18 protein-coding genes and 2 pseudogenes are annotated in these 26,426 nt (G+C 60.7%); 4 read left to right on the top strand and 16 right to left on the bottom strand.

Annotated elements, in window-relative coordinates; genetic code table 11:
• Window positions 1-296 precede the first annotated feature (296 nt).
• The 3 genes and pseudogenes from ACZ3GY_RS14275 to ACZ3GY_RS14285 form a co-directional block, all read right to left on the bottom strand.
• Entirely contained in the window at window positions 297-1,589 is a 1,293-nt protein-coding gene (locus ACZ3GY_RS14275; RefSeq protein WP_465910639.1) for a PQQ-dependent sugar dehydrogenase, read from the bottom strand.
• A complete protein-coding gene (locus ACZ3GY_RS14280; protein WP_463565758.1) occupies window positions 1,586-2,014 on the bottom strand; it encodes a DUF2231 domain-containing protein in 429 nt (142 codons plus the stop codon). The genes ACZ3GY_RS14275 and ACZ3GY_RS14280 overlap by 4 nt, the downstream gene beginning before the upstream one ends.
• A 266-nt stretch (window positions 2,015-2,280) precedes the next feature.
• Window positions 2,281-2,409: pseudogene (locus ACZ3GY_RS14285) on the bottom strand (glutathione S-transferase family protein); the annotation flags it as partial.
• A 341-nt stretch (window positions 2,410-2,750) separates the two neighbouring features.
• Here ACZ3GY_RS14285 and ACZ3GY_RS14290 point away from each other — a divergent pair.
• A pseudogene (locus ACZ3GY_RS14290) lies at window positions 2,751-2,960 on the top strand (LysR substrate-binding domain-containing protein); the annotation flags it as partial.
• A 3-nt stretch (window positions 2,961-2,963) separates the two neighbouring features.
• On the opposite strand, the gene ACZ3GY_RS14295 reads toward ACZ3GY_RS14290, so the two are convergent.
• The 4 genes from ACZ3GY_RS14295 to ACZ3GY_RS14310 are packed head-to-tail and all read right to left on the bottom strand — an operon-like array spanning window position 2,964 to window position 7,042.
• Window positions 2,964-3,980, bottom strand: coding sequence for a histone deacetylase family protein (locus ACZ3GY_RS14295; RefSeq protein WP_465910640.1), 1,017 nt, complete (start codon window positions 3,978-3,980; stop codon window positions 2,964-2,966).
• A 59-nt stretch (window positions 3,981-4,039) separates the two neighbouring features.
• Window positions 4,040-4,972 carry a 2-hydroxyacid dehydrogenase gene (locus tag ACZ3GY_RS14300; RefSeq protein ID WP_465910641.1) on the bottom strand — a complete coding sequence of 311 codons (933 nt, stop codon included), beginning with the start codon at window positions 4,970-4,972 and terminating at the stop codon, window positions 4,040-4,042.
• Between the two features lie 4 nt (window positions 4,973-4,976).
• Entirely contained in the window at window positions 4,977-5,732 is a 756-nt protein-coding gene (locus ACZ3GY_RS14305; protein ID WP_465910642.1) for a class II aldolase/adducin family protein, read from the bottom strand.
• Window positions 5,729-7,042, bottom strand: coding sequence for an MFS transporter (locus ACZ3GY_RS14310; RefSeq protein WP_465910643.1), 1,314 nt, complete (start codon window positions 7,040-7,042; stop codon window positions 5,729-5,731). The genes ACZ3GY_RS14305 and ACZ3GY_RS14310 overlap by 4 nt, the downstream gene beginning before the upstream one ends.
• Before the next feature lie 166 nt (window positions 7,043-7,208).
• Here ACZ3GY_RS14310 and ACZ3GY_RS14315 point away from each other — a divergent pair, with 166 nt between their 5' ends.
• Window positions 7,209-8,174 (top strand): LysR family transcriptional regulator, encoded by a 966-nt coding sequence (locus ACZ3GY_RS14315; RefSeq protein ID WP_225839195.1) that lies wholly within the window; start codon window positions 7,209-7,211, stop codon window positions 8,172-8,174.
• A gap of 46 nt (window positions 8,175-8,220) precedes the next feature.
• On the opposite strand, the gene ACZ3GY_RS14320 is transcribed toward ACZ3GY_RS14315, so the two are convergent.
• The 9 genes from ACZ3GY_RS14320 to ACZ3GY_RS14360 form a co-directional block, all read right to left on the bottom strand.
• Window positions 8,221-9,180, bottom strand: coding sequence for a hypothetical protein (locus ACZ3GY_RS14320; RefSeq protein ID WP_465910644.1), 960 nt, complete (start codon window positions 9,178-9,180; stop codon window positions 8,221-8,223).
• Window positions 9,181-9,503: 323 nt separating this feature from the next.
• Entirely contained in the window at window positions 9,504-9,959 is a 456-nt protein-coding gene (locus ACZ3GY_RS14325) for a methyltransferase family protein (RefSeq protein ID WP_465911051.1), read from the bottom strand.
• A 79-nt stretch (window positions 9,960-10,038) separates the two neighbouring features.
• Complete coding sequence (locus tag ACZ3GY_RS14330) at window positions 10,039-10,707, bottom strand: DsbA family protein (protein ID WP_465910645.1); 669 nt, start codon at window positions 10,705-10,707, stop codon at window positions 10,039-10,041.
• The gene (locus tag ACZ3GY_RS14335; protein ID WP_465910647.1) at window positions 10,704-11,132 is read right to left on the bottom strand and encodes a disulfide bond formation protein B; all 429 of its coding nucleotides are present in this window, start codon (window positions 11,130-11,132) and stop codon (window positions 10,704-10,706) included. Before ACZ3GY_RS14335 ends, ACZ3GY_RS14330 begins: the two co-directional genes overlap by 4 nt.
• A gap of 303 nt (window positions 11,133-11,435) precedes the next feature.
• Entirely contained in the window at window positions 11,436-17,081 is a 5,646-nt protein-coding gene (locus tag ACZ3GY_RS14340; protein ID WP_465910649.1) for a YDG domain-containing protein, read from the bottom strand.
• A 40-nt stretch (window positions 17,082-17,121) separates the two neighbouring features.
• Window positions 17,122-18,894 carry a ShlB/FhaC/HecB family hemolysin secretion/activation protein gene (locus ACZ3GY_RS14345; RefSeq protein WP_465910650.1) on the bottom strand — a complete coding sequence of 591 codons (1,773 nt, stop codon included), beginning with the start codon at window positions 18,892-18,894 and terminating at the stop codon, window positions 17,122-17,124.
• Between the two features lie 246 nt (window positions 18,895-19,140).
• Entirely contained in the window at window positions 19,141-21,456 is a 2,316-nt protein-coding gene (locus ACZ3GY_RS14350; protein WP_465910652.1) for a TonB-dependent receptor, read from the bottom strand.
• A complete protein-coding gene (locus tag ACZ3GY_RS14355) occupies window positions 21,453-23,846 on the bottom strand; it encodes a hybrid sensor histidine kinase/response regulator (RefSeq protein WP_465910653.1) in 2,394 nt (797 codons plus the stop codon). Before ACZ3GY_RS14355 ends, ACZ3GY_RS14350 begins: the two co-directional genes overlap by 4 nt.
• 86 nt (window positions 23,847-23,932) lie before the next feature.
• The gene (locus tag ACZ3GY_RS14360) at window positions 23,933-24,727 is read right to left on the bottom strand and encodes a response regulator transcription factor (RefSeq protein WP_463566099.1); all 795 of its coding nucleotides are present in this window, start codon (window positions 24,725-24,727) and stop codon (window positions 23,933-23,935) included.
• Window positions 24,728-24,874: 147 nt separating this feature from the next.
• Between ACZ3GY_RS14360 and ACZ3GY_RS14365 the strand changes: the two genes are divergently transcribed.
• Complete coding sequence (locus tag ACZ3GY_RS14365) at window positions 24,875-25,870, top strand: LysR family transcriptional regulator (RefSeq protein ID WP_465910654.1); 996 nt, start codon at window positions 24,875-24,877, stop codon at window positions 25,868-25,870.
• Window positions 25,871-26,138: 268 nt separating this feature from the next.
• Entirely contained in the window at window positions 26,139-26,357 is a 219-nt protein-coding gene (locus ACZ3GY_RS14370) for a hypothetical protein (protein ID WP_225839170.1), read from the top strand.
• Window positions 26,358-26,426 lie beyond the last annotated feature (69 nt).

Genomic DNA, 26,426 nt, shown 5'->3' on the forward strand with positions numbered 1-26,426 from the left:
CGTTGACGGCCACTTTTACGGGGTGTCTGCCATTACGAGAGTGAGCAGGAAGTTGCCCGCGAGTAGTCTGAAGACCGGGCCTACTGCAATTGAAAACGGCCTTGCAAGGCGAGCATTGCTCTGGCGGCGATGCGGATATCGATGGGCTTCAAGGAGGATTGGGTCTGACGCCCGCTTGGTGCCGATCAGCGAATTGGCGACGAGCAAACCACCGTTCAAAACGAAGCGATTTCGTAGTGAACGGCGGGTTGCATGGGAAACCCCTGGAACGGCTTGCCCGCCCCGGGGTTCACGGTTTACTGATTACGCGTCACGCGCCAGATGGTATTGGCGAGGTCGTCGGCGATGATCAGTGCGCCTTTCGGGTCGACGGTGACACCCACCGGCCGGCCGCGGGTTTTGCCCTCGTCGGTGCGGAAGCCCGTGGCGAAGTCGATCGGCTCACCCGCCGGACGCCCGTCATTGAACGGCACGAAGATCACCTTGTAGCCCACCGGATTGTCGCGGTTCCAGCTGCCATGCTCACCGACGAAAACGCCGTTGGCGAACTGCTCGCCCATCTCCGGAATGGAAAAGTCGACACCCAGCGCGGCGACGTGGGACCCAAGGCTGTAGTCCGGTTTGATGGCACTTGCCGCCTTGTCCGGATTACCCGGTTTCACCCGCGTATCGACTGTCGTGCCCCAGTAGCTGTAGGGCCAACCATAGAACTCGCCTTCACGCACCGAGGTCAGGTAATCCGGCACCAGGTCAGGGCCCAATTCATCTCGTTCGTTGACCACGGCCCACAACTGCCCGGTCTCCGGCTGAATGGTCAGCGCCGTGGGGTTACGCAACCCGGTCGCGTAGGGCTTGTGAGCACCGGTCTCGGCGTCGACCTGCCAGACCAGCGCGCGGTCGGCTTCGACTTCCATGCCGCGCTCGCCGATATTGCTGTTGGAACCGATACCCACGTACAGGTAGCGACCGTCCGGGCTGATGGTCAGTGCCTTGGTCCAGTGATGGTTGATCGCCGACGGTAGGTCGGTGACCTTGTTCGGTGGGCCGCCCGCTTCGGTCTGCCCATCTTCATAATCGAAGCTGACCAGCGCGTCCTGGTTGGCCACGTACAACTTGCCCTCGAAGAAGGCCAGGCCGTATGGCGCATTGAGGTTGTCGGCGAACACCGTCTGCACCTCGTAGGTGCCGTCGCCATCGGCGTCACGCAGCAGCGTCAGGCGATTGCCACCTTTGACCTTGGTATTGCCCTGAGCCTTGATATAACCCGCGATCACGTCCTTGGGCTTGAGCTTCGCAGCGTTGCCGCCGCGGCCTTCGGCGACGAGGATATCGCCATTGGGCAGCACAAGCGTCTGACGCGGAATACGCAGGTCAGTGGCGATCGCCGTGACGCTGAAACCCTCGGGCACGGTAGGCTTTTGATCGCCCCACTCCTCTGGTTCGGCGATCTTCATGCTGGGTAAAAAACCGCGTTGTGGTTCCGGCAGTTTGGGATCCGGGCCACGGTCCATGGTGGTATCCGCTTCGCCGCCGCAGGCGCTCAGCAACAGCGCCATGCTCAGGACAGTCAGTGAGCTTGCAGTTCTCATTCGACACCTCCCGAACGCAGGCCGCTAAGACCGATCCACGCCGTAATGGTGATCAACAGGGTCACTATCACCGACAGCACCAGGCTCGCCGGCATGATGGCCCAGGCGTCTTTCGCGTGCTCGAAGGCGTTGACCAGCCCGAGTACCCAGGTAATCAGCAACAGCAGGAAGTACATGACCGGGCGCCCGGCCTTGCGGTCGGCACGGATCAGATTGACCAGCGCGAACAGCAACGCCAAACCGGAGAACAACAACCCACCGGCGATTAGCCAGGCGGCGAAGTTACTCCACTGGATCTGGAAGGTCTTGTAGTAGGCGATGTCGCTCAGCAAGGCGCCGAGAAACAGGGGGACGGCTCCGGCAAGCAGGATCGCATGTAGCGGGCTTGGCGTGCGTCGATAGACGGGGTGGGTGGTAACGGTCACGGCGGCTCCTTATCGTTCAGCGACACTGGATCGAGGCTCGGTACGAATGCACCGGCCCGTCAGGCTCGCGCTGACTGCGCATAGGAAAGGATCGCGCTGCCGGAACGTTAGTTCACCTCCATTTCCCGACGGAAATATTTTGAAAAATCGACTGCATTGCTCAACAGAGAATCTCCCACAATCGGCTGCCTGGAGTGAAAGTGCCAGGCAGCCGATTGCACCTCAACTTGCAGTACTGCTGCATCATCGGCGTATGCAGCAATCGTTCAGGGCTTGGGCAGATAGCCCGGCAGTGCCTCTACCCGCTCGAGCCACCGCGCGACGTGGTGGTACGGGCTGAGATCCACACCGCCTTCAGGCGCCAGCACGACGTAAGGGTAAACCGCACAATCGGCGCCACCCGCCTGGTCACCTGCGCAGCGCTCCGACCATCGACACACCGCAATCACTGAGCGAGCACGCCTGCATCGCGCTGGCCTCGCAAGGCCGCCACTGGTACTACCGCCACAAGGGCAAGGAACTCGCCGAAACCATCACGCCTAGGCTGGTATGCAACCAGATCCGCGCTGCCAGCCAGGCCAGCGTGGAAGGGTTAGCAGGCCGTTGAAAAACGTTGGCGAGGCAGCCAGCGCAAGGCAAAAACAGGCGAAAAAGCGGAGTTTACGTGTTGTAAATGAGCATTTTGAGCCTGTTTTTAACGCCGCGATGGCCACGCAGGTAGTTTTTCAACAGCCTGTTAGGCATCACCCGGCTAATGCATTACCAGGTGGCGGACGAGCTGGCCGACGGTCGCCTGGTGAGAATCCTCAGGGATTTCGAACCGGAGGACCTGCCAATCCAACTGGTCTACCCGCACGCCTTGCAGCTCTCGCCGCGGGTGCGCGCATTCGTGGAATGGGCATGCCCGCAGTTGGAGAGGCTTGTGCCGGATCCTTCCGGGCAATGACGATCAGCCCAGCAACCCCTTGAAGAACTGTGAGGCGTTTTCGTCGAGGGTGGCGATGTCGTAACCGCCTTCCTGCACCACCACGCAGGGCAGGCCGAGGGCGCGAATGCGACGCCCAAGCGCCTCGAAGCCGGCATGGCTTACCGAGACCTTGGACTGCGGGTCGTTCTCGTAGATGTCGAAGCCCAGCGAGAGCACCAGCACCTGGGGGGCGAAGTCGCCAAGGGCCTGCTCGGCCTGGCCGAGATAGGTGAAGAAATCCGCCTCGGACGCGCCATGGGGCATCGGCAGGTTGAGGTTGTAGCCCTCACCTGGACCACTGCCCTTCTCGTCATCGAAGCCTGCCACCACCGGGTAGAAGTTGGTCGGATCGCCGTGGATGGAGATGTACTGCACGTCGTCACGCTCGTAGAAGATCTCCTGGATACCCTGACCGTGATGCATGTCGGTATCGAGGATGGTCACCCTGTCGAAGCGCGCCCTGAGCACTTCTGCGGCAATGGCGGCGTTATTGAGGAAGCAGAAGCCCCCGGCGCCTTCGGCACGGGCGTGATGGCCCGGCGGGCGGCACAGGGCGTAGGCCTGAGGCTCGCCGTCACGCACCGCAACAGCGGCAGCGACGGCGGCCTGCGCCGACCAGTAGGCGGCCTGCCAGGTGTGCTCACCGATAGGGCAGCTGCCGTCGGCCAGGTAGCGAGCGGTCTTGCCGAGGATGCCGCGCAGCGGATTGTTCTCGCGGATGAAGATGTTCGACATCACCTCGTCGCCCCAGTCTTCGTCCACTTCGTGCCACTGCGTGTAGGCGTCTCGCAAGTACTCCAGATACGCAGTGCTGTGCACAGCATTCAGCGGCGCAAGGCCGTGATCCTCGGGTTCGATCAGCGCAAAGCCCAGCTGGCGCGCCATGGCCAGCAGCGGATCGATGCGCGCTGGAATTTCCTGCGGCTCGCGCATCTGCCCGCGGGACAGGTAGGAGCGTGGGTGATGCAGACGTTGGTGCGGATGGAAGAAAGTCTTCATGGCGATTCTCGTCAAAAGCGTTGGTCTCGCGGTGCCGGCGGCCAGCAGCGCCTGTCATTTCAGTAGCCCAGCTCGGCGTCGACCTGATTGTTCAAAGGCAGGCCCGCGCTCAGGCGTTCGAGGTTGTCGGCGATCTGGCTGGCGATGCAGGCATCGGAGGCGGCCGAGGCCATGTGCGGCGTCACCCACACACCGGGCGCCTGCCACAAGGGCGAATCCACGCGCAGCGGCTCTTCGGCGAACACATCCAACAGCGCACCGCGCAGCTGACCACTGGCCAGCGCTTCGAGCAGATGGTTTTCTTCCACGTGCTCGCCGCGGCCGCAATTGACCAATGCGGCTCCCTCGGCCATGCGTGCGAACACCTCGTTGTTGAGCAGCCCGCGAGTCGCGGGCGTCAGCGGAAGCAGATTGACCAGCAGGTCGAGGCCATCGAGAAACTCGGGCAGCGACGCGTCCCCGGCGAAGGTGGCGACATCCGGGAGCTGCCGCGCGGTGCGGGCCCAGCCGCGAACGGTGTAGCCAGCCTGGGTCAGCCGCGAGGCCACCGGCGTACCGATGGAGCCCAGGCCCATGACGCCGACCTTGAAGTCCCGCGCGGCGCGTTGCACCGGCCGCTGCCACTGCTGGCTCTGGCGACCATTGAGCACCTGGTCGAAGCCGCGGTGAAAATGCAGCACGCCCCACTGCACGTATTCGGCCATGCCCTGGCTATGATCCGGATCCACCACGCGGCAGACGGGAATCGAACCCGGCCGCGAAGGGTCATGCTCCAGATGATCCACGCCCGAGCCGATCGAGTGGATCAGCCGCAGCGCCGGCAGCCTGCCCAGACTTCCGGTAGCGGGATACCAGCACACCGCGACCTCGGCCTGCTCGGCGCCCTCCTCGCCTGGGCGAAACACCTGCAGATGCGGCGCATGTCGAGTGAACAGACCGGCCAGCCAGTCTTCCAGTTTCGGCTCTCGGCAGAGCAATACGATGCGCGCCATGAGCCTAGCTGCACCAGTCGTTGCGCTGATCGTCGATCAGGCTCAGGGCGGCTTGCCAGGCCAAATCGATGATGCCCTCGATACCATCGCGCGAGAACTGCTCTGCGGTATGCCGGCACACTTCCTCACTGGGAATGTTCAGCGCCACACCCGCCGCCATCGCCTGAATCTGCGCCTGGCAGGCACGTTCGAGGAAATAGATCTCGTGGAAGGCGTGCGCCACGCTCTGGCCGCCGGCCAGCAGGCCGTGGTTACGCAGGATCATCGCGTTGTGCGTACCCAGATCCGCGACCAAGCGTGCACGCTCCTCCAGCGACAGCGCGATGCCTTCGTAGGTGTGATACGCCAGATTGCCGTAGAACTTCAGGGCATGCTGAGTGAGCGGCAACAGGCCGTCACGCTGAGCGGCCACGGCCATTCCGGCGGCGGTGTGGGTGTGCACGATGCAGTGCATGTCCGGCCGTGCAGCGTGAATCGCCGAATGGATGACGAAGCCGGCCGCGTTGACCCGGCCCTGGCCGTCCAGACGATCCACGACATTGCCGTGCAGGTCGATCAGCACCAGATCGCTGGCGCGCATCTTCTCGAAGGCAACGCCATAGCGGTTGATCAGAAAGTGATGCTCGGGCCCTGGCACGCGCAGGGTGATGTGCGTGTCGATCAGGTCGGTCATGCGGTAGTAGGCGACCAGCCGGTACAGCGCGGCCAGGTCGCAACGGGCCTGCCATTCGACCTCGGTGAGGGTGTCGGGTTTGCTCATGGGGTAACGGCCTCCGGGTTGGACAGGCTGACGGGTTGCCGCTCGCTGGCGCGCAGGTGGGCCAGGCCGATGACGCCAACCAGCGACATCAGCGCGAGGATGCTGAAGAACAGCGCCAGCGGCCACCACTGCCCGGCGTACTGCCCGGCCAGGTAGGTGCCGATCAGCGGCGTCAAACCACCGGTCAGGCCGCTGCCCAACTGATAGGCAATCGAAATACCGGAGTAACGCACCTGCGCTGCAAAAGCTTCGGCCATGTAGCCGGCGATCGCCGAATACAGCGCCGCCAGCAGCAATACGGCCAGGGCGATACCTGCCGTCATGTAGATCAGGTTACCGGTCTGCACCAGCAGGAACATCGGGTACGGCACCAGCATGCACAGGCCCGCCACCCATTTGAGGAAGCGCCCCTCACCAAAGCGCTCGGCGAGCAGTGCCGAACACGGCTGGGAGAGGAACTGCAGAATGGTCACCAGGAACAGGCAGTCGAGAATGGTCGACTTGGATATGCCCTGATACTGCGTCACGTAAGTGATCATGAAAGTGTTGGTGAAGAAGAAACCGCCGGAACCGATGGTCACCGCCAAAGCGGCGAACAGGATCTGCCGCCAGCTATGGCGGATGACATCCTTGACCGGGCTCTTGGAGGTCTGCTTCTGCTCCTTGACCTTGGCGAACTCCGGCGACTCGGGAACACCGAAGCGGATGAACAGCCCCACCATCATCAGCACGCCACTCATCAGGAACGGCACACGCCAGCCCCAGCTCATCAGCGCGTCCTGATCCATCTCGCTGATGGCGCGAAAGGCGATCAGCGCCAGCAGCAGGCCAGCCGGGCTACCCAGCTGGGCGAAGGAGGCAAAGAACACCTTGCGGCCCTTGGGCGCATGTTCGCTGGCCATCAGCACCGCGCCGCCCCACTCGCCGCCCACCGAAATACCCTGCAGGAAGCGCAGCGCGACCAGTCCGATCGGACCCCAGATACCGGCCTGAGCGTAGGTTGGCAGCAAGCCGATGCAGGTGGTCGCCACGCCCATCAGCACCATGGTGAACAGCAGCATCTTCTTGCGCCCGAGACGATCCCCGAGATGACCGAACACCACCCCGGCGAACGGCCGCGCGATGAAGCCGACAGCGAAGGTGGCGAAGGCGGCCATGGTGCTCAGCACCGCGTTGTCACTGGGGAAGAACAGCTGCCCCAGCACCAGCGCGGCGGCGAAGGCGTAGATGTAGAAATCGTAGAACTCGATCGTGGTGCCGATGAAGGCGGCCGCCGCGGCACGGCGCGGCGTGGAGGTGGGTGTAGTCATCGCAAGCTCCCGGATTCGTTTTTATAGGCAGGAGAAAAAGCACATCCCAGGTGCGGGATCGGTCGCACTCTGGCGGTGCATTGCCAGATCATGCCCCCGCCCCTATGCTAAGCAAAGCTTCTAATATCAATACTCAAGTATAAGCAAGACGGATAATCGAACACCCATGAACCCCGGCCACCGCAACCCCGAGGCCCGCCGTTTCCTCAACGACCGGCTGGACTGGAACCTGCTGCGCACCTTCCTGGTGATCGGCCAGGAAGGCAGCATCAGCCGCGCCGCAGCCCGCCTGCACCTGAGTCAGCCGGCGGTCAGCCAGGCCCTCAAACGCCTCGAGGAACAGCTGGAAAGCGCCTTGGTAATTCGCAGTGGCCCACGCATCGCGCTGTCCAGGGCCGGCGAGGAAGTCATGCAGATCGCTGCCGAACTCTACGGCACCGTCTCGCGCCTCGGCCCGGCGCTGGATGCCCCGGAGGAAAACGTTGCCGGCAAGATCCGCATGCTGATGATCAGCCGCATCCAGTCGAGCTTCTACGACGACTTCCTGGCCAACTTCCATGTCGACTACCCCAGGGTCGAGTTCGAATTCGACGTGCTGCGCAGCTCCGACGTAGTGAGCGCGCTGCTGCAGAAAACCGCTTCCTTCGGCCTGAGCCTGTGCCGAACGCCGCAGTCACGGCTGGAACAACGGGTGATGCTCAAGCAACGCTATGCGTTCTTTTGCGGCAAGCGCCACCCACTGTTCGGGCGCAAGAACCTGAAACTCGGCGACCTGCAAAGCGAGAACTTCGTCAGCTTCACCAGCGACCAGATCGGCGGCAACCTCTCGCCACTGACTATCTTCAGGGATCAGCAAGGCTTCACCGGCCGCATCGTGGCCTCCTCGCCGAGCCTCGACGAAATACGCCGCCTGGTCGCCGCCGGCTATGGCATCGGCTGCCTGCCGGAACATATCGTCGCCAAGGACGTGCAAGCCGGCGAAGTCTGGCGCCTGCCGCCTGCCGAAGGTGTCATCGACGTGGACGTCTACCTGCTCTGGAACCGCGACCAGAAACGCACCCACGCCGAAGCGATCTTCCTGGAACGCTTCGAGCAAGCGTTGCGGGCGACGGAGTTGCAGGATCGGTTTTGAGCAGCGATGCAGGGGCAACACCGCCTGCATCGGCCTTGCGCGCCGGCTAGAGAAATTCCACCCCTTCGCACTTGTAGGCTCCGATGAACAGGTCGTCGGTGAGAATCTCACCGTCGAGGTTGAAGCAGAACAGGTAACTCTCGGTGCGATCACCGATCTCCACGCTCTTGAGACCGATGCATTCGTTGGGGTGGCCGGGTACCAGCTTGAACGAGGAAATGCCGCGCTCGGGCACACGCTCACCAATCTCCAGCACCTGAACGTCGCTAAAGTCCTCACTGGCGATTACCAGCTTGTTGCTACCTCTCTCGCGCCCGTCGACCTCCTCATCGAAGGGCTCGGTAGATACCTTGCGGGGGAAAAACAGCCATTGGCGTCGGTACGGATGCCACTCAGCCGCCTCATGGATCACGTACCCCTGCTCGCCCACGCCCAGCGCTTCGCGGATCAGTGCATAACGATCCTGCCAATCGATGCTCTGCAGGCCGTAGTCACGGCCAACCACCTTCACCCACTCCTCCTCGGGACGCTTGCCGTGGCTACCGACCACCAACTGATCGCCCCATAGAGTGGCCCATTCGCTCTTGAAGCCCTTGAAGCGTTCATCGCCGCTGCCGGTCATGAGAATCTGTCGCGGGATCAGCTGGTTGTGCTCGCGTATCTCGCAGACTAGACCGGTGCGGTCGTCGAAGGTCAGCAGGCGCTTGCCGAACATCACCAACTCGGAGAATTCCGCACCCCGACCGCCTTCGGCGATCAAGCTGACCAGCTGGAATTCGCCACCTTGCTCGGGCAAGATTTCCTCGAAGCGATAATGCGCGCGACCCGCTCCGTCAACAACGCGGTGCAGGCGGTCATGCCGCAGGGTCGAGCGCCAGGCGACCTGACCATCTTCCAGTTCGATCTGCGAGGCATGGTCTTCGTCAGTGATGATCGCCAGCAAGTATTCATCGGTCTGGTCATCGTATCGCTCCAGGCGCTGGCGGTCGGCATCGATGTGGGTCATTTGGGTAGTACCTTTACTGGATTGCAACGGCAGACCCCCGCCACGGCACCTCAGTTCAGAACAGTTGCAACGGCTCAGCGATTTCGAGGCCTTGGGCAGCACACAGAGAGATTCGTCATGCGCAAGCAGCATCACTTTCGCGACAGCAAAGACGGCCTGCTGGCCTGGGATGTCCTGCCTCTTTTCGCTTAGGTTGAGGTTGTCGCCCTCACCCGGCCCGCTTTCAAAAACGGAGGTTCATAGCTGCAGCAAAAATAAATCTAACCCTTCAGCCGGTTCGCGGAGCTGCCCACGCGCTGGGCATTTGTGCAAGACTTCTTGTGCTAAATCCAGCGCCGCACCTGGGCCTGATAACTCGTAAAAGACGCCCCGAAGCGCTCCGACAAGGCACGTTCCTCCGCAGCGATCTGAAAGCGGTTGATGTAAGCGATGAACCCGACCACGCCGATGACCGCTTGTGGCGTGCCAAGCACCATCGCCCACGACAGCAGCACAACGGCAAAGCCCAGATACATCGGGTTGCGGCTGTGCCGATAGATGCCGGTGCTGACCAGGCTGGTAACCTCCTGCGGTACCAGCGGGTTGACGGTGGTGCGTGCTCGACGAAAGCTGCTAACACCCGCCAAACAAACACCCATACCCAGCAGCAAGAATGGCAAGGCGATAACCAGCCGTACCGCTGAAGGCTGGCCAAACGCGTACGCCGAACTTAGCCACATCAACAGTGCAAATACACAGGCGACCAGCACAGGCGGAAAACGGTTATTCAGAAAATCCATCTTGAAAACTCCCTGGCCCTGCAATGAGTCCGCTGTTCTGGAGAAAAGCGAACATCTTCTCGCCATAACCCAAAGGTAATTATCGAGGGTTCTCGTCAAGCTCACTTCTGATCAGGTCGTAAAGCTGCTGAGCACCGAACTGGGTGAGCGGGCGGCCATTCACGAAGAACGTCGGCGTGCCGCGTACGCCCAGGCGCTGGGCGTCAGCAGTATCCTTCTCCAGCGCGGCGTTAATGTCGGCCGACATCATGTCCTCACGTGCTTTCGGCACATCCAGCCCGGTACGCTCTGCTGCGTCCCAGGCGGCAGCGACCTGAGGATCGTCATGCCAGGCAGGCTGGGAATCCAGCACTGCTTCGATCACCGGAATGAACAGATCCTGCTTTCTCGCCGCTTCGATGATCCGTGCGGTTTCTTCCGAGCCCTTATGGTTGAGCACATAGCGCAGAACCAGCCTGATATCCCCTGGGTGCTTGTCCATCATCTGTTTGACGATTGGATAGAAGGCCCTGCACGCCTCGCATGAGGGGTCGAAAAACTCGACGACTGTCACGCTCGCATTGGCAGGACCGAAGCTCGGTGAATGAAACCGCACCAGGTTCGCAGCACGCGGTGCCTCGGTGGCGGCTGTATCAGCCGGAACTGGCTGGTAGGCAGGTGCTCCCTCTCTCGGATAGAGAAACCCCGCAACAGCGAAGCCAATGACAGCAAGGACGATAACGGCAACGACCAACAGACGGCGACTCATGCAACTGACCTCCGGCGAACGAGCAAAAGTAGAACAGCGATCAAACTGAACACCCCAAGGGAAAGCAAAGGCAGCGGCAAACTGCCGAGTACCGTCATGTCGGCGCCAGAGCAAGACGGGCCCATGCCGCAGGGCTTGATGGCTTCGGGAATGACTCGGAAATACAACAGGTTGTGGTACAGCGAGACCAGCAAGCCCGCGACAGCGACAGGCAGGGCGTAACGCCAAACACCGGCATCGGACAGGTAACAGGCGACCCCCAGGATGACCACGAGCGGAAACATGAAAGCACGCTGAAACCAACACAGGTTGCAGGGAGCCTGCCCCATGACCTCACCAACGAACAGCACCGCCAGCGTAGCGAGCAGCGCCAATAGCCAGGCAGTGAGCAACAGAGACCAAACGCTAGACCGTAGGTGGTTCATACACATCCCGTATTGCTGGCCACGATAGGCAACAACTAGCGCTGCTACCGAATAATGGAGACCAACATAAAGGCTGTAGCGACTACAGAGTCAAATGTTTTGAGGTTGACTGCACCATCCCCGCATATTTGCTCCCTCTCCGAATGCGAATGCCGCTTCGCCACCTGCGATACGCCGGAAATACTCGGCCCGTATTTAGCCCAATGAACTGTCCCAAAAATACAAAACCCCTGACTTTTGGCTAAGTGCAGGGGTTTTGTATTAGGTACGAGATGCCTTTGGTGAGGGCATCAGGGCAGTGCTTTAGCGGCTAACCACCTCCATCGACTTCACCGCCACTACCTTGGCCTGCCTCAACGCGTGCTCGACCACGACGGTTTCAATACTGCGAACGCTGGTTCCCAAGCGTTTCTTGGCTACCGCAAGACCGTATGCAGCAAGCTCATCGCTAGGGATATCGCTGGCCATAAGCGGCACTTGAACCATCAGCACACCATCGCTCAGTACCGTTACCTGAAGGTTCAACAGCTGCCCATTGGCCAACGTGACGACCCCCTCCACCGACCTGGAGCCAGAGCGTTGCAACACAGGCGCCTGGCGGCTTCCGTTATCGGCCAGTTCCAGCGTGATGCTGTTGCCCATGTCAGTCGCAGCGTACTGACCTTCTGCACTTAGCGGCTCACCCGAACGGGTTCGATAAATTGCCAGACTTTTACGCACTGCGGGCTCTGAGCGACCATCGAGCAGCGCCAGGCTCATCCTGCCGTTACCGGTTAGCACAGCATCCTGAAGAACCAACGCGTCACCCATGCCGATGTTCGCTGGGGTCGTTGCCAGGCTGGGCGTATCGCTGAACAGCGCCGTAGACAGAATCGGCTGAACAGTGGCTTGGCCCTCCACGATCACCTGATTATCAGGCCGCTTAACCGCTACGCCAGTGCCGTTGACGCCCTCTGGTGCATTGATCAAACCAACTGGCGTGAAGAATGGCGGCTGAATGCTGGCGATGCCGATCACTGGCTGGTCAGCCAACAGATAGTTGGATGCGTCACCACCCTGCAGTTGCAAACCGGTAACGCTTACAGTTTTCCCTTGGCCCGCCGTCGGTGTTTCAAACGCAGCGTTCCCCGTTGCACCGACAGCATCGCCGACAACGATACCGTCAACAGTGATATCCCGGATGATGGCCGTGCTACTGCCGTCGTACGGCTTGTCGGCAATATCAACCCTGACAGTCACCACCTTACGGTCGATATCGGCGGTGCCGATCTGCGCATCGGTGTCGAATGCGTAGTTGTTCGCCTCATCGCCGGTCAGGGCGATGCCCGAGCCGGTAACCGATTTGTCCTGCCCCGCATTCTTGTCGATGAACGCGCCCTTGTCGCCACTGCCGGTGACCTTGCCCTGGTCGCCATCGACGATGCCGATCAGCGAGATATTGCTCAGGTCAGCAACCGTGGTGCCGTCGTAGGTTTTGTTGGCTACGTCGGCGTTTGCGGTCAGGGTCTTGCGGTCGATATCAGCGGTGCCGATCTGTGCATCGGTGTCGAATGCGTAGTTGTTCGCCTCGTCGCCGGTCAGGGCGATGCCCGAGCCGGTCACCGATTTGTCCTGGCCCGCGTTCTTGTCGATAAACTGACCTTTGTCGCCACTGCCGGTGACTTTGCCTTGATCACCATCGACGATACCAACCAACGAGATATTGCTCAGGTCAGCAACCGTGCTGCCGTCGTAGGTTTTGTTGGCCACATCGGCGGTTGCGGTCAGGGTTTTGCGGTCGATGTCGGCGGTGCCGATTTGCGCATCGGTGTCGAATGCGTAGTTGTTCGCCTCATCGCCGGTCAGGGCGATGCCCGAGCCGGTAACCGATTTGTCCTGACCTGCGTTCTTGTCGATAAAGGCGCCGGTGCTACCACTGGTGTTCACCTTGCTTTCATCACCGTCGACGATGCCGATCAGCGAGATATTGCTCAGATCAGCAACCGTGGTGCCGTCGTAGGTTTTGTTGGCCACATCGGCGGTTGCGGTCAGGGTTTTGCGGTCGATGTCGGCGGTGCCGATTTGCGCATCGGTATCGAACGCGTAGTTGTTCGCCTCGTCGCCGGTCAGGGCGATGCCCGAGCCGGTAACCGATTTGTCCTGACCTGCGTTCTTGTCGATAAAGGCGCCGGTGCCACTGGTGCTCACCTTGCTTTCATCACCGTCAACGATGCCGATCAGCGAGATATTGCTCAGGTCAGCAACCGTAGTGCCGTCGTAAGTTTTGTTGGCTACGTCAGCGGTCGCGGTCAGGGTTTTACGGTCGATATCGGCGGTGCCGATTTGTGCATCGGTGTCGAATGCGTAGTTGTTCGCCTCGTCGCCGGTCAGGGCGATGCCCGAGCCGGTAACCGATTTGTCCTGACCTGCGTTCTTGTCGATAAAGGCGCCGGTGCTACCACTGGTGTTCACTTTGCTTTCATCACCGTCGACGATGCCGATAAGCGAGATATTGCTCAGGTCAGCAACCGTGGTGCCGTCGTAGGTTTTGTTGGCTACGTCGGCGGTCGCAGTCAGGGTTTTGCGGTCGATGTCGGCGGTGCCGATTTGCGCATCGGTATCGAATGCATAGTTGTTCGCCTCATCGCCGGTCAGCGCGATGCCCGAGCCGGTAACCGATTTGTCCTGGCCTGCGTTCTTGTCGATAAAGGCGCCGGTGCTACCACTGGTGTTCACTTTGCTTTCATCACCGTCGACGATGCCGATAAGCGAGATATTGCTCAGGTCAGCAGTGGTAGTGCCGTCGTAGGTTTTGTTGGCTACGTCGGCGGTCGCGGTTAGGGTTTTGCGGTCGATCTGCCCCACATCACCACTTACGCTGGAGGCGTCGACCTGGTAGCCGTACACCTTGACGTTTCCATTGGTCGCCTCGGAAACCTCGACGTCGTCTACCGTTACGCCCTTTCCGGCGCCGGCATTCTTGTCGGTGTAATAGGCATTACCAAACGAGAGCACGTCGATGGTGTCGCCATCGATTGCGCCGCTCATGTCGAAGTTTGCATTGTTGACGGTCGCGGCGGTGTCGCCGTCATAGGTCTTGCGAACCTCTCCCTGCAGCTCAACCTTCACCTTCGGTGCATAGCTGTACAGGTGTCCATTGCCGCTGCCCAGCACCGTATCGCCATACTGCGCGGCGTACTGTTTGAAAGCGACATCCAGGCCGCCACGCGTATCGTCCAGAGGACTGCTGGAATAGGTGAGCCAGCGGCCGTTGTCGGTAACCAGCGCGTTGGCGCCCGCGTTGTTGACGAGGTTACGCTCGGCGACCAATACGACGGCGTCGCCGCTGCCCTGAGCGGTGACTGTGCCGCCGCTGCCGATGACGATATCGCCGGTGCCAGCCTGGGCGATGATGTGTCCGCTGGCGTCAGTGTTGCGCAGCGCGCCATCGATCTGGATATCACCGTTGAGCAGCGTCAGGTTGTTGTTGGCGCTGAAGCCAAAGCCGGAAGCTTCAACGGTCGTGGTACCCGTACCGTCGGCACGGCCGATGGTGAGGTTCTTGATTCCCACCAGTTTGCTGATATCGGTCGCGGGCGCGCTCGCATCTAGGAAGATGCCGCCACCAGCGTTACCGCTGCTGCTGTCCAGCTGGATATTGGTCGTCGCGTCGTAGGGCTCCAGGCGAATACTTGCCGTGGACAGGTTCTGCAAGGTCGCCTGGCTGAAGTCGACGTTGTTGGCGCGCAGGGTCAGCAGGTCAGTGCCAGTGTCCAGATTGACCGTGCTGGTGAAGTTGATTGCGCCGTCGGTGTAAACGGAAGCGCCCCCCTTCATTGTCAGGGGTGTACTGAAGTTCACGTCGCCACTGAGGCTGAGGAGACCACCGAGAATCTTGTTACCTGTAGAGGCACCCAAACCTTGGCCGCCTGCTGCGTTAATGGCATCACCAAAGTACAGGCGGCCATTACCCAAGACCATATCACCCAACAGTGTCGCACTACCGTTGTTACCTGAACCAAAGGAGATATATAAATTGCCACCCTCGGTATTGATAGGTGTGTTCAGGGTGAAATGCCCCTGTCCGCCGACATCCGAGTCACCAGAAAGGCGTACATACCCACCATTGGTAGAAATCGCGCCGCCAACCGTTAAACCATCTGCGCCCAGCAAAGTGATACTACCTGCTCCAGGCGTACCGCTACCGATCACAGCCACGTTGTGAGAGGGAATATCTGCAATCGACGGATTAACACCCTGACCTAGTGCGGTGAGGTTGAATACGTTGCTGATAGAACCGGTCCCAACACCACCGGACTGAAAATAAATACTTCCAGTCCCTGATACAACGAGACCGTTCTGGTTGTTATCAAATTTTATATCACCCCGGTTACCAGACCCGGTTACTGCATCGCGAATAACTTCTGCACGGAAGCTCACGTCTTCCTGCATGCTGATGGTGCCATCGCCGCCATTGAGATTCAGATCCGCGAACTGGATGCTGTTAGTGGCCTGCATCAGCACGTTGGCCGTCTGCTCCTCCAGCGTCTTCTCGTACACCGTCACGGCACCGCTGCCGTTCGACCAGTCGCCACTGGTGCCGCTGCCACCGGAAACGATGATGGTGGTCGGATCGAGCAACAGATCACCCGTACGCCCCTTGGCTGCACGCGCGTCGGTCTTGCCCGCATACTGAAGCGTTTGCTTGCCAGACACTTCAGCCTTGCCGCCGTTACCTGCCTGCTCACCACCACGGATCGAGATGTCGCCCGCGAAACGGTTGTCACCGTCCGACCAGAACACCACCGTGCCGCCATCACCGGCCTGGGTCGCGTCGGCTTTGACCTTCACGCTGCGCTCGACCGTCACCTGCGAGGCATTGGCCACGCTGGCATCCTTGCCCTGCCAGCCGCCACCGACCTTGATCGTGCCGCCACCTGCCGCGCCGCTGGCATCCAGCTGCGCATCGGCAATGGCGATACGCTCGCCCGTCACGACGATGTCGCCGCCCTTGCCATGCACGGAGGAAGCGTCGAGCGTACCTGCGATTTGCGTGAGGCCACCCTCGGCATCACCATCCAGAAGAATGCGCCCACCACGCTCCACCAGGCCGTTGGCTTCGATGATCCCGGTGTTGTTGATCACGCTGTTCAAGGCAGCATCAGCCGATCGCGCACTCAACGCGACCAGGCCGCCGTCGGCGCTGATGTGACCTTCGTTTTTAACCAGAGCATCGAGCACACCACGCTCAATGTTGACACCGACCAGGCCGTCGCCCTGGAAGTCCAGTGTCACCTTGTCGCCAGCCGCCATTAGCGTGCTGCCACCCGGTGTCTGGATCGTCCCGCTGTTGCCAACCTGGGGGCCGACCAAAGCAACCACGCCACCTTTCGCTGCATTGATGGTGCCCTGGTTGAGCACTGCGCCCGCACCGGCACCGCCGTTCAAGGTGGTTTTACCTGCGAGGAAATCCTGGTCGCTGATCTGCAGCGAAGAGGCAACCAGCCCACCGACGTTGACCTCGGCGCCCTTGCCGATCACCACGCCGTTCGGGTTGAGCAGCCACACCTGGCCATTGGCATCGAGCTTGCCAAGGATCTGGCTGGCATTACCGCCACCGATCACGCGGTTCAGGGCAATGCTGTCGACGCCAGGCTGGTGGAACGTGACACTGGCATCGCTGCCGATATCGAAGCTATTCCAGTTGGTAACCAGCTTGCCACTGTGCTGATCGATAACCATATGGCTACCGTTCTGAGAAATATTACCGCTGCCACCGACGATGGCTCCTCCAGTCGGAAGGTCGGCCGCCAGGGCCATGCCGCTGCCCAGCAGACCGACAGCGGCGAGGAAACCGATGGCGCCGCCGCGCTTGCCGCGTGAGGTGGAATGTTCTGCTACAGCGACGAATGCCTGATCGGCATCGCTCCAGACCAGACGGTAAAGATGGTTCAACGAAGCCCGCTTCATGATGTGCTCCTAAAATTCTTAAATAACCGCAATGACTTGATCAGAATGCGTACGAGGCTTGAATCCAGGCGCGCCAGTCGCTGGCACGGCTGTCTGCATCCAGGCCGGACAAACCACGACCTGGGTTGTTATCGAGCGTGCGCGCGACAGCGGTACGGACACTGAAATCACCCGCCCACAGGTTGGCGCCTATGCCCACGGCATGCAGGTCGTAGCGGTTGGTGTCGCCAGCATTGTTGATCGAGCCAGGCCAGGGGTTCTCGTGCAGCCAGACACGGCCGGTGTCGAAGAATCCGAGCCCCTGCAGCGTCACGCCAGGCAGGTTCAGATCGAGGTTGCGGCGCAGTTCGAGGGTGGCCAGCCAACCATGATCCGCAGAGGCTTCGCCGACCGGATAAGCACGTACGCCGGCCGGGCCACCCAGCAGGAATTTCTCGGAAGAGTCGAGGTTGTCACTGGCCCACTGAGCTGAAATGCCGCCGAACAACGTCCACGGGCTCGCGGCACCCAGGCTCTGCAAGCGCGACACGCGCAGGTTCAGCTTATGGAAGCTGCCATCGCTCTCAGCGCTCACGCTGTCGGCGAACTGGTCGTCACGGTTGCCGGACAGGTCGAGCTCACCCAGCGTCAAGGCCAGCATGGCATCGGTCACACCGCCGCCGGCAAAGCCGTCAAAACGGTTGCCACTCATGGCCAGCACGATGTTGTTCAATTCCCGATCGCGCAGGTTGGTACCCAGTGCATGATCCTCCAGCGCCTTGTACTCATAGGTCGCCGCGAGATTGAGATTCTCCAGTCGCGAGCGAATCAGCGGGTAGCTCAAGCCCAGCGAACCGCTGCGCGCAGTACCGCGCAGATCGAGGGGGCGGAATTGCTCCTGATCGACGTCATAACGCAGGTAAGAGCCCGCGGCATTCAGGCGCAGCCCGGAAGCGGCCAGCGGCAGGCTGTAGGAGCCACCGACAATATCGCTACCAGTGCTTTTGCTGACGCCGATATTCAGTTGATCACCAATGCCCAGCGGATCGTTGAAGCTCAACTGTGCATTGGCGCGCGCCGTGCCGGTGCTGCGATTGCCATAGTTGTCAGTCGACACGCCACCATTGAGCAGCGGGCCCTGTTTGGCATTTATCAACAGGCGACTGGTACCGGGCTCGATGCCGCGTTCCAGCGCCGACTGGGCACTGATGCCCGGCTGATCGTTGATCAGCAACAACGCCCGCTCCAGATCTTCGACGCGCAACACCTCGCCTTCGGCAAGGGCGCTGTCGGCGATCCCATGCAAACGCTCGTGGCTGCTGCGGGTAGCGCCGCTCATTTCGATGCGCGAGGCCCCGGACTGCAGGCGGCCCTTGACCAGGGCGATCTCCAGCTGGCCTTCGGTGAGGTCCTGACGCGGCAGATAAGCGCGAGCCAGTACATAGCCGCGGCCACGAAGATAGCGAGTAAGGCTGTCTACAAGTTGCTGAAGACCGGCATGGTCGAGGGTCTTGCCCAGAACGGGTTTGATCAGCTCTTGCAGATTCTCGGCTTCGGCCAGCGCGGTATCTCCGCTGAAGCGGATTGCCTTGAGCTGCACCCGAAGGCCGGAGTCCCCTGGCTGGTTGGTACCCGATGGCAGTTCGAAGGCAGCTGGCGGCTGAGTGGAGCGAGGTTCGGAAGGTTGGGTCTGCTGGTGCTCGTTAAGTAACTGCCCTGCGTCGGGCACAGCCTGCGCAAACACCAGCGGGGCAGCACTGGAACCCGCCAGAACGACGGCGCAATACAGCAGATGCTTGCCCGCGCGAACGGAATCCTTGTGAGGAACTGGCATCGTACAACTCCATGAAATTTGGGAAACCAACCATCGGGTCAAGCCGATGGATGAAGAGCCCGCGGAGTCTACTCACGCCATGAACGATCAAATTTTGCCCAACCGGATGGGACTTTTGCCGCAGCGGATATCCGTGATTATTTTGCAAAGCAGGCCGAATGAGAGCGGCGAACCGGCCACCTCGAAGCGAACGCAGGTACGCGGCTGTGCAGCCTGAGAAGGCGCCCGAATGAATCGCGAACAGCGCTAGTACTGAGCTCGCCAGGTCATGCCGAGACTGCGCTGCGGGCCCGGTAAAACACCGTAATCTCCAGAGCCCAGGGTGGCGTACACCGCACTGGCATAATCCTGGTCGAACAGGTTTTTAGCCCATAGCTCGAGTGCCCACTGCTGATCGATACGGCCTATGCCGATACGCAGATCGGTCAGCCCGTAGGCAGGCTGATAACTGCCAGCACCTCGTTCCAGAACCCCGTATGAACCACTGCGCCAGCTGTAATCCAGCGCCCCAAACAACGCCAAGCCGAGCGCCAATGGTCGTTGGTAATTCAAGCCAGTTGCCGCGCTCCACTGCGGGGCATTGAACAGCCGCTTGCCCGAAAGATCACACGACAATGCTGCGCTTTGCGGCGCGCAGGGCGCGTTCTCGAACGAGCGGTAGCGTGCATCGCTCAAGGCGGCAGCAAGATGCCACTGCCAATGGCCACTCAACAGCACTCGACTATCGAGCTCCACACCGCGCAGGCGTACCTTGCCCACGTTGATAAGGCTGTCGCGCAGTGGCGGTGACAGATCATCGACCGCCTTGCTGTTGCTCAATGCCTGGTAGTCGTCGACGTCCGTTTGGTAGAACGCCATGTCGACGAGCAGCCGCTCCTGCCACCAGCGGCTTTTGAAGCCAACCTCCATCGAGGTAGCCCGCTCCGGGCCGAATGTAGGTGGCACCCGCGGCCCCGTCACCTCGAGGTTGATGCCGCCGGCCTTGTAGCCTCGCGACCAGTTGGCATAGCCAGTAACCGCATCGGTCAATTGATAGCTGATCGCTAACTGCCCGGAAAGGTTATGTTCCTCGATGCTGTTGCGGCGCAGGTACTGGCCGCCCAGCGCAACATCGCGCAGCAGCGTGCCACCGAGCTGCGACACCAGATCGCTGCCGAGCGGAGCCAGGCCATCGACGGACCGGGTAATACGTCCGCGTTTGCGCTCGCGGGTGTAACGCAGCCCCGGCGTGATGGCGAGTCGCTCAGTGGGGCTCCAGGTGAATTGCCCGAACACCGCCTGACTGTCGCTTTTCTGCTCCCCGCGAATATCCTGATGGGCGCCTTGCAGCAAGGTCGACGGCACCATGCCAGGGGTTACGCCAAGCGACGTCAGTTCCGCACGGTCGCCAAGAAAGAATGCCGCGGCATCAGGGCCAAATCGCACATCACTCTGGCGCTGAAAGCGTTGCCGCAGGTAGTAGAGACCCAGCACATAATCGAACTTTTCATCGAGCGTCTGCGCAAGGCGTAGTTCCTGGCTGAACTGGCGATGGTCGATATCCACGGCCGAACGAGCTATCGACAGCGCCATACTGTCGGCGTCGCTCTTGCTGTCATAGGCCCAATCCCGATAGCCCGAGATGCTGCTCAGGGTTATGTCGTGATCGAGATGGTTGTCGAGTAGCAGCGTCAGACCGCGTTGCCGGGTCTCCAGGCGGTTGGGTTCATCGTGATCGATGCGGCGGGCGTAGGGGTCTACAGGAGGCGGCGAATACCCGACAAAGGCGGCACGCTGACGAGTCACCGCACTCAGGTTGCTGGCAACCAGCACTGCGCTCTCATCCTGCACGGCATACTCACCGATCAACCGAGCACTGAAGAACTCGTTGGGCTCCCACAGTAACTGCCCTCGCCCGCCCTGCCTGTCTTCACCTGCTACTGCACGGCCGCTATAGCGATTCTCGATGGCGCCGTCGCGCGCAGCGTCGTAGAGGCTCAACCTGCCAGCCAGCACTTCATCGATTAGCGGGCCTGACAGGCTCGCACGGTATTGGCGCAGGCCGTCCTGGCCCATGCTCACCTCGGCACTCCCCTCGCTGACGAAGCTGGGTGCCCGGCTGAGGATATTGATCGCGCCTGCCGTGGCGTTCTTTCCATACAACGTGCCCTGCGGGCCGCGCAGCACTTCGACCCGCTCTATATCGCCAAGATCCTGCAGGGACATGCCCTGGCGACCGAGATAAACGCCGTCCGAGAATACCGCCACGCTGCCATCGAGCCCGTCGTTAGCGGAGCTCGACCCCAGCCCACGGATTCCGTAGGCGGCATAGCGAGGGTTGGGAGCGCTGAGCGTCAACCCGGGAATGCGCGCAGCCAGCGCATTCATAGTATCCAGGCCGGCCCCGCCAAACTGCGCTCCCTCAACCACAACGAGACTGATCGGTACCTCCTGCACACGTTCTTCACGATGACGAGCGCTGACATTGATTTCATCGAGTTGCAGGGCGGCAGTTTGTGCCCATACCGCGAACGGCGACATCAGGCCCAGCAGGTGCGGCAAGGTTCGTCTGAGCCTCATCATGCTGGCCCCTGCCGCTGTGCGCCGCTTCGGCTGAGGGTATCGATGCAGGCCATCAGATCCCGGCTCGATGCCGGTTTGAGCAACGTGGCATCGAAACGCAGTTGCGCTGACATGCCTGCCGGGCGCAACGCGGGCGCCGCCGAATACAGCAGCACTGGCAAATCGGGCCAGCTCAAGCGCAGGGTATGCAGCAGCTCCCAGCCGTCCATACCCGGCATGCGCTGATCGGTGACGAGCAGATCGGGCGTGTCGCGCTGCAACCATTCGAGCGCCTGAAGACCGTTCTCGGCGCAGTCCACATCGAACCCGTAACCGGACAGCAAATCGCACAACCACTCACGATTCTGCTGCAAGTCATCGACCAGCAGCACACGCCGGCCATTGCCCTCTACGTCGATGCCATGCTCGTCGATGAAGCTGCTTTCCAACTCATCTTCACCGGCCGGCTCCAACACCAGCTCGAACGCGAAACAACTGCCCCGTGGCTCCAGCCGTTCCAGCTTCAGTTCACTGCCCATATGGAGCAGCAACTGAGTGACGATGGACAGCCCAAGCCCACTGCCGTCATAGGATTCGACACCTCGGCCACGCTGGAATGGCTTGAGCAACTGCTCTCCTGCATGAGGATCGATCCCGATGCCGCTGTCACTGATCTTGAGGCTCAGTCGCACCCGCCCGTCCGCTTCGGCACTGGCATCGACTTCAAAGCGAATCCAGCCGTCGTGGGTGAATTTCGCGGCATTACCCAGCAAGTTGAGTAATACCTGGCGCAAGCGGCGAAAATCCGCCCGCACCAATGCGGGTAGATCAGCGGCAAAACGGCACTCGAGCCGGTTGTTCTGCCGTGCAGCCAGAAAGGCCACCTCTTCTTCCAGCTCGCGCAGGAAGCCGTAGAGATAACCTGGCGCCAGCGTCAACTCCAACTGCTGCAGCTCGCTGCGGGAAAACTCCAGCAACTCGTCGATCAGCTCCAGCTGTTGCCGAGCATTGCGTTCGATTTTGTGGGGAAAATCATCACGTGCGACACCTGCCTGAACGAGGCGCGCGTAATCGATGATGCTCACCAGCGGGGAGCGCAGGTCATGGCTGATTCGCGCCATCAGCGTACTGCGGGCACGCAGCGACTCGCGCAGCTGGCTGGTGCGCAAGGCGACGGTACTCTCCAGCCTTTCCTGCTCGGCCTTTTGCTGGCGCTCCAGGGCGGTCAGTGCGCGCTTTTCCCTTCGCCGGCTACGGCTGACTTCGGTGATCAGCGTGCAGACCAGTATCGCCACCCCCGGCAACGTCGAGGACAAGCTCAACACACTGCCGCGGGCCTGCCAGGGCAACTGGTCGAGTTGCAGGACATAGCGCACCAGGAACTGCAGCAGCATGAAACCAGGCACTGCCCAGGCCATCCAGCTGAGCGGCAGGCCTCTTCGCCAGGCCGTAAACAGTGTCGCAGGCAGCAGCAGATAAGCGGCGACCCGCGTGCACCACTCAGCAAGCGGTCGCCCCTGGGCCGAATCGACCAGAAGGCCCCAGAGGCACGCACAGATGAATAGCAGCAGGATCAGATCGTAGAGCCTGCCCCAACGCGCAGGCAGGCGGCGAACCTGTAACAGTTCGCGGGCGTAAGCCAGGAAAAACAGAAAAGACAGTACGCTCAACAGCGACCATATCGGCAGACTCCAGGGCATCAGAGCAGGCCAGGTAATCAGATAGCCACTGGCGACCCAGGTCACCGTGACGTAACTGAATACGGTTGCCGCGTGAACCGCCAGCAACCGAGAGCGCACGATCCAGCCGACGACCAGACTGAAAGGCACCACCAACAGCACGATACCGAGGGTGATACCGTCACCCAGCGAAACCCGCTGTCTGTCTTTAAGCAGAGCGGTTTCACTCCACAGAACCGGGTGCAACAGCAGCAGCGTGGGCGTGGTGACCCTTACCAGTACCTGAGCGCGTTCACCTGGTTCGAGCACCAGCTCGAACACCGGCTGGCGCTCGGCTAGCGGCCATTGCTCGAGCGGATACGCCGCACCGGCAACTTGCGTTTGCCAACTGGCACCGCGCAACACATGCAACTGAATGTCGTGCAGCCGCGGTTCGCCGACGGTCAACCAACGCTGGCAGATTCGCGTATCTCGATTCTCGACCTCGAAGCGTAGCCAAAAGGCTGAATGGCTGTACTCCTGCCCAAGCAGCTCAGGCGATGCCGGGCTGAATTTCGAGGCGGGCAGCTGGGAAACCTGCAAGGCATCGAGCCTGGCGTCGGAATCCTCGAGCATCTGTATCTGTGGTGCCAAATCCACACGCGCAGCCTGGCAGGCGTCGACGGCCCATACCAGAGGACTGCAAAGCCACATGAGCACCAGCAGCAAAGCACTGAGCCAAACCCTGCTCATGCCCACACAGGAGCGAAGAGGTGAGCACGGTGCCGCATCGGATGAGCCATAGCGATCATCGTACTGGGATGAGCCTTGCATAATGACTAGTCCGCATCAGTTCGCTGCGACGAACCCTTGTTATGGGCTTGCTGGCGATACTGGCTTGGCGTCATGCCCACGCGCTCTCGAAATGCCGTAGTGAAATTGCAGGCGCTGCGAAACCCGACCTGATCGGCAATGTCCTGAATATCCATCGCACTCTCGGCCAGCAGTTCCTGGCCACGCCGCAACCGGGCTTCGCGAATGTAGGCGAACACCGTACAGCCCAGATGCTCGCGAAAAATGCTCGAAAGCCGCTTTTCGTGGGTACCCGTCTTGCGGGCAAGCTCTGCCAAGGAAGGCATATCATCGAGGTGCTGAGCGATCAAGCGCATGGCCACACGCAACGAAACCTGGTCATCACTGCCCGGCTCTGCGGGAAGCTGGGTTTGCTCGGGCGCCGTTTCACGCCATGCCAGTTGCAGGTGGATTCGGATGCGTGCCAGAACTTCCTGAGGGTCGCAGCCTTTCAAGACGTAATCGACGCTCCCCAATGACAACCCCTCGAGTCGCTCCTCCACAGCTGCGGAGGAGGTCAGGAATATGATGGGAACGCGGCAGGTTGCAGGCGCCTCGCGCAACAAGCGGCAGAGGGTAAACCCATCCATACCCGGCATGCGGACGTCGAGCAAAATCAGGTCGGGCTTTAGCGACAGGGCACGCTGGTAGCCCTGACGGGCGTCGCTGGCCATGGACAACTGCCAGGCTTGCTGACGCAGCACGACGACCAACCCCCGTATTTCCTCGGGCGAATCGTCTATCAGCAAAATATGCGGTGCATTGTTGAAATTGTTCTGCATCACTCCAGCCCAATTAACGTCATGGGTTCGGCCGACGACCGGTAATAGATCAACGCGATTATCCTTGCGAGCAAAAGCGCTGTCCGGCGTAACAAAAGGCCTAACATCAGGAGCGCGATAAGATAACGCAAAGCCTCGTGGATAGACATGATGCAGCGTCCCATATACGACCACACGTCGTCCCAAATGCCGCCCCCCCGATATTCGCTACGCGCCGCCAACCTGGCCGATCTGTACTGGCTGGTTCATGTGGTGGAGGCGGGTAGTTTTTCTGCCGCCGCACAGCGTACCGGAGTCGCCAAATCCAATTTGAGCAGGCGAATCATCCAGCTCGAAAAGCGCATGGACGTGCAACTACTGATCCGCAAGCCACGAGCTCTTCATCTCACCCCGATCGGCTCACGCATTTATTGTCATGCGCTGGATATGCTTGACGCTGCCAAAGCGGTCGAGGAGATCGCCAGGGATGCCAATGGCCCACCACGTGGCCCCGTTCATCTATCCGCGCCCAGAGTATTGTCGCCCTGGTTCTATTCCTGCCTGCGCACGTTCAGAGATCGGTATCCAAATGTCGAGTTCTACCTGAGTGAGGCCGATGGTGAAACTGAACTGGCGAACAATCACCTGGATATATCGCTCAGCCTCCATGAGGTGCCTGGCGATAGCACCGACATCGTGTCGAGGGCCATAGCACGCCTGGAAATGGTGATTGTGGGCAGCCCCGAGAAGGTGGGTAACCTTGGTAACCCCAACCGATTGGATGGGCTGAGCGATATGGATCTTCTTACCACCCGATCCTCCACGGGCCTACGGCCCTGGCTATTGGTAGATGGGGAGAAGGCGCTGGACAGGGCAGCGCTATGCTTACACGATTACCAGTCGATGCTCGACGCCGCCCGTGCCGGCCTAGGCCTGGCCTGCGTACCGCTGCACAGTTGCATCGACGATCTACGAGCCGGGCGCCTGCAACATGCCTGCCCAGCCGAACACCCGAAAGCGGCAGTGCTGTATACGCTCACCAATCCCCACCGCAGCATAACGCCTGCAGCCCGTGCTTTAGTTCAGCACCTTCGTGACGAACTCGAAGTTCAGCCAGCCGCCGGCATGGCTGCTTTGATGAGCCTGGCTGCCGTTCAAGAATGAAGGTTATGACTGAAATCAGCCCCTAAAGCCCCATCAACTGTCGCTTCAGAACCTTTCAAACAAAACTGCTATGCCTCTGGAGCACGTTTGTCGAAACGAGCCATCTCGCAATCTGCTCGTCGCCCAGATGACATTTCATCGGCCAACTGCGCTGCGCGCCAACATGAGCTGAATCCTTCTGGTTGCTGCGTAGTCATACCTCATCAGTAGCAGCACATTCGCTTGATCTTTCTTCCGGCCGGCTACAGGCCACCGCCGAGGTGCAGATATGGCTACGCATAGTGAGATGGTGCTGGAACAGGCCATGTTGGCCGTTTTGGGTGCATGTATCGACCTGGGTTATGACGTCGACAAGCTGGCCCAGACAGCCCAGGTGCTGATCCTGGACAACAGCAAGTACAACCACGTCGAGCAGCCCCTCGCCTCAACCCCACACGAGGCGATAGAAAGAGCGCTTTCAACCGTGAAAAGCGCACCGCGCCTCTAGCCGCAACAGCTTCAAGATCAAGCACGCATCGCCACTAGCGGTGCGTCAGCTTGGCTTCCTGGAAACCCA

This window comes from Pseudomonas sp. PME37.24/006 (assembly GCF_055556635.1).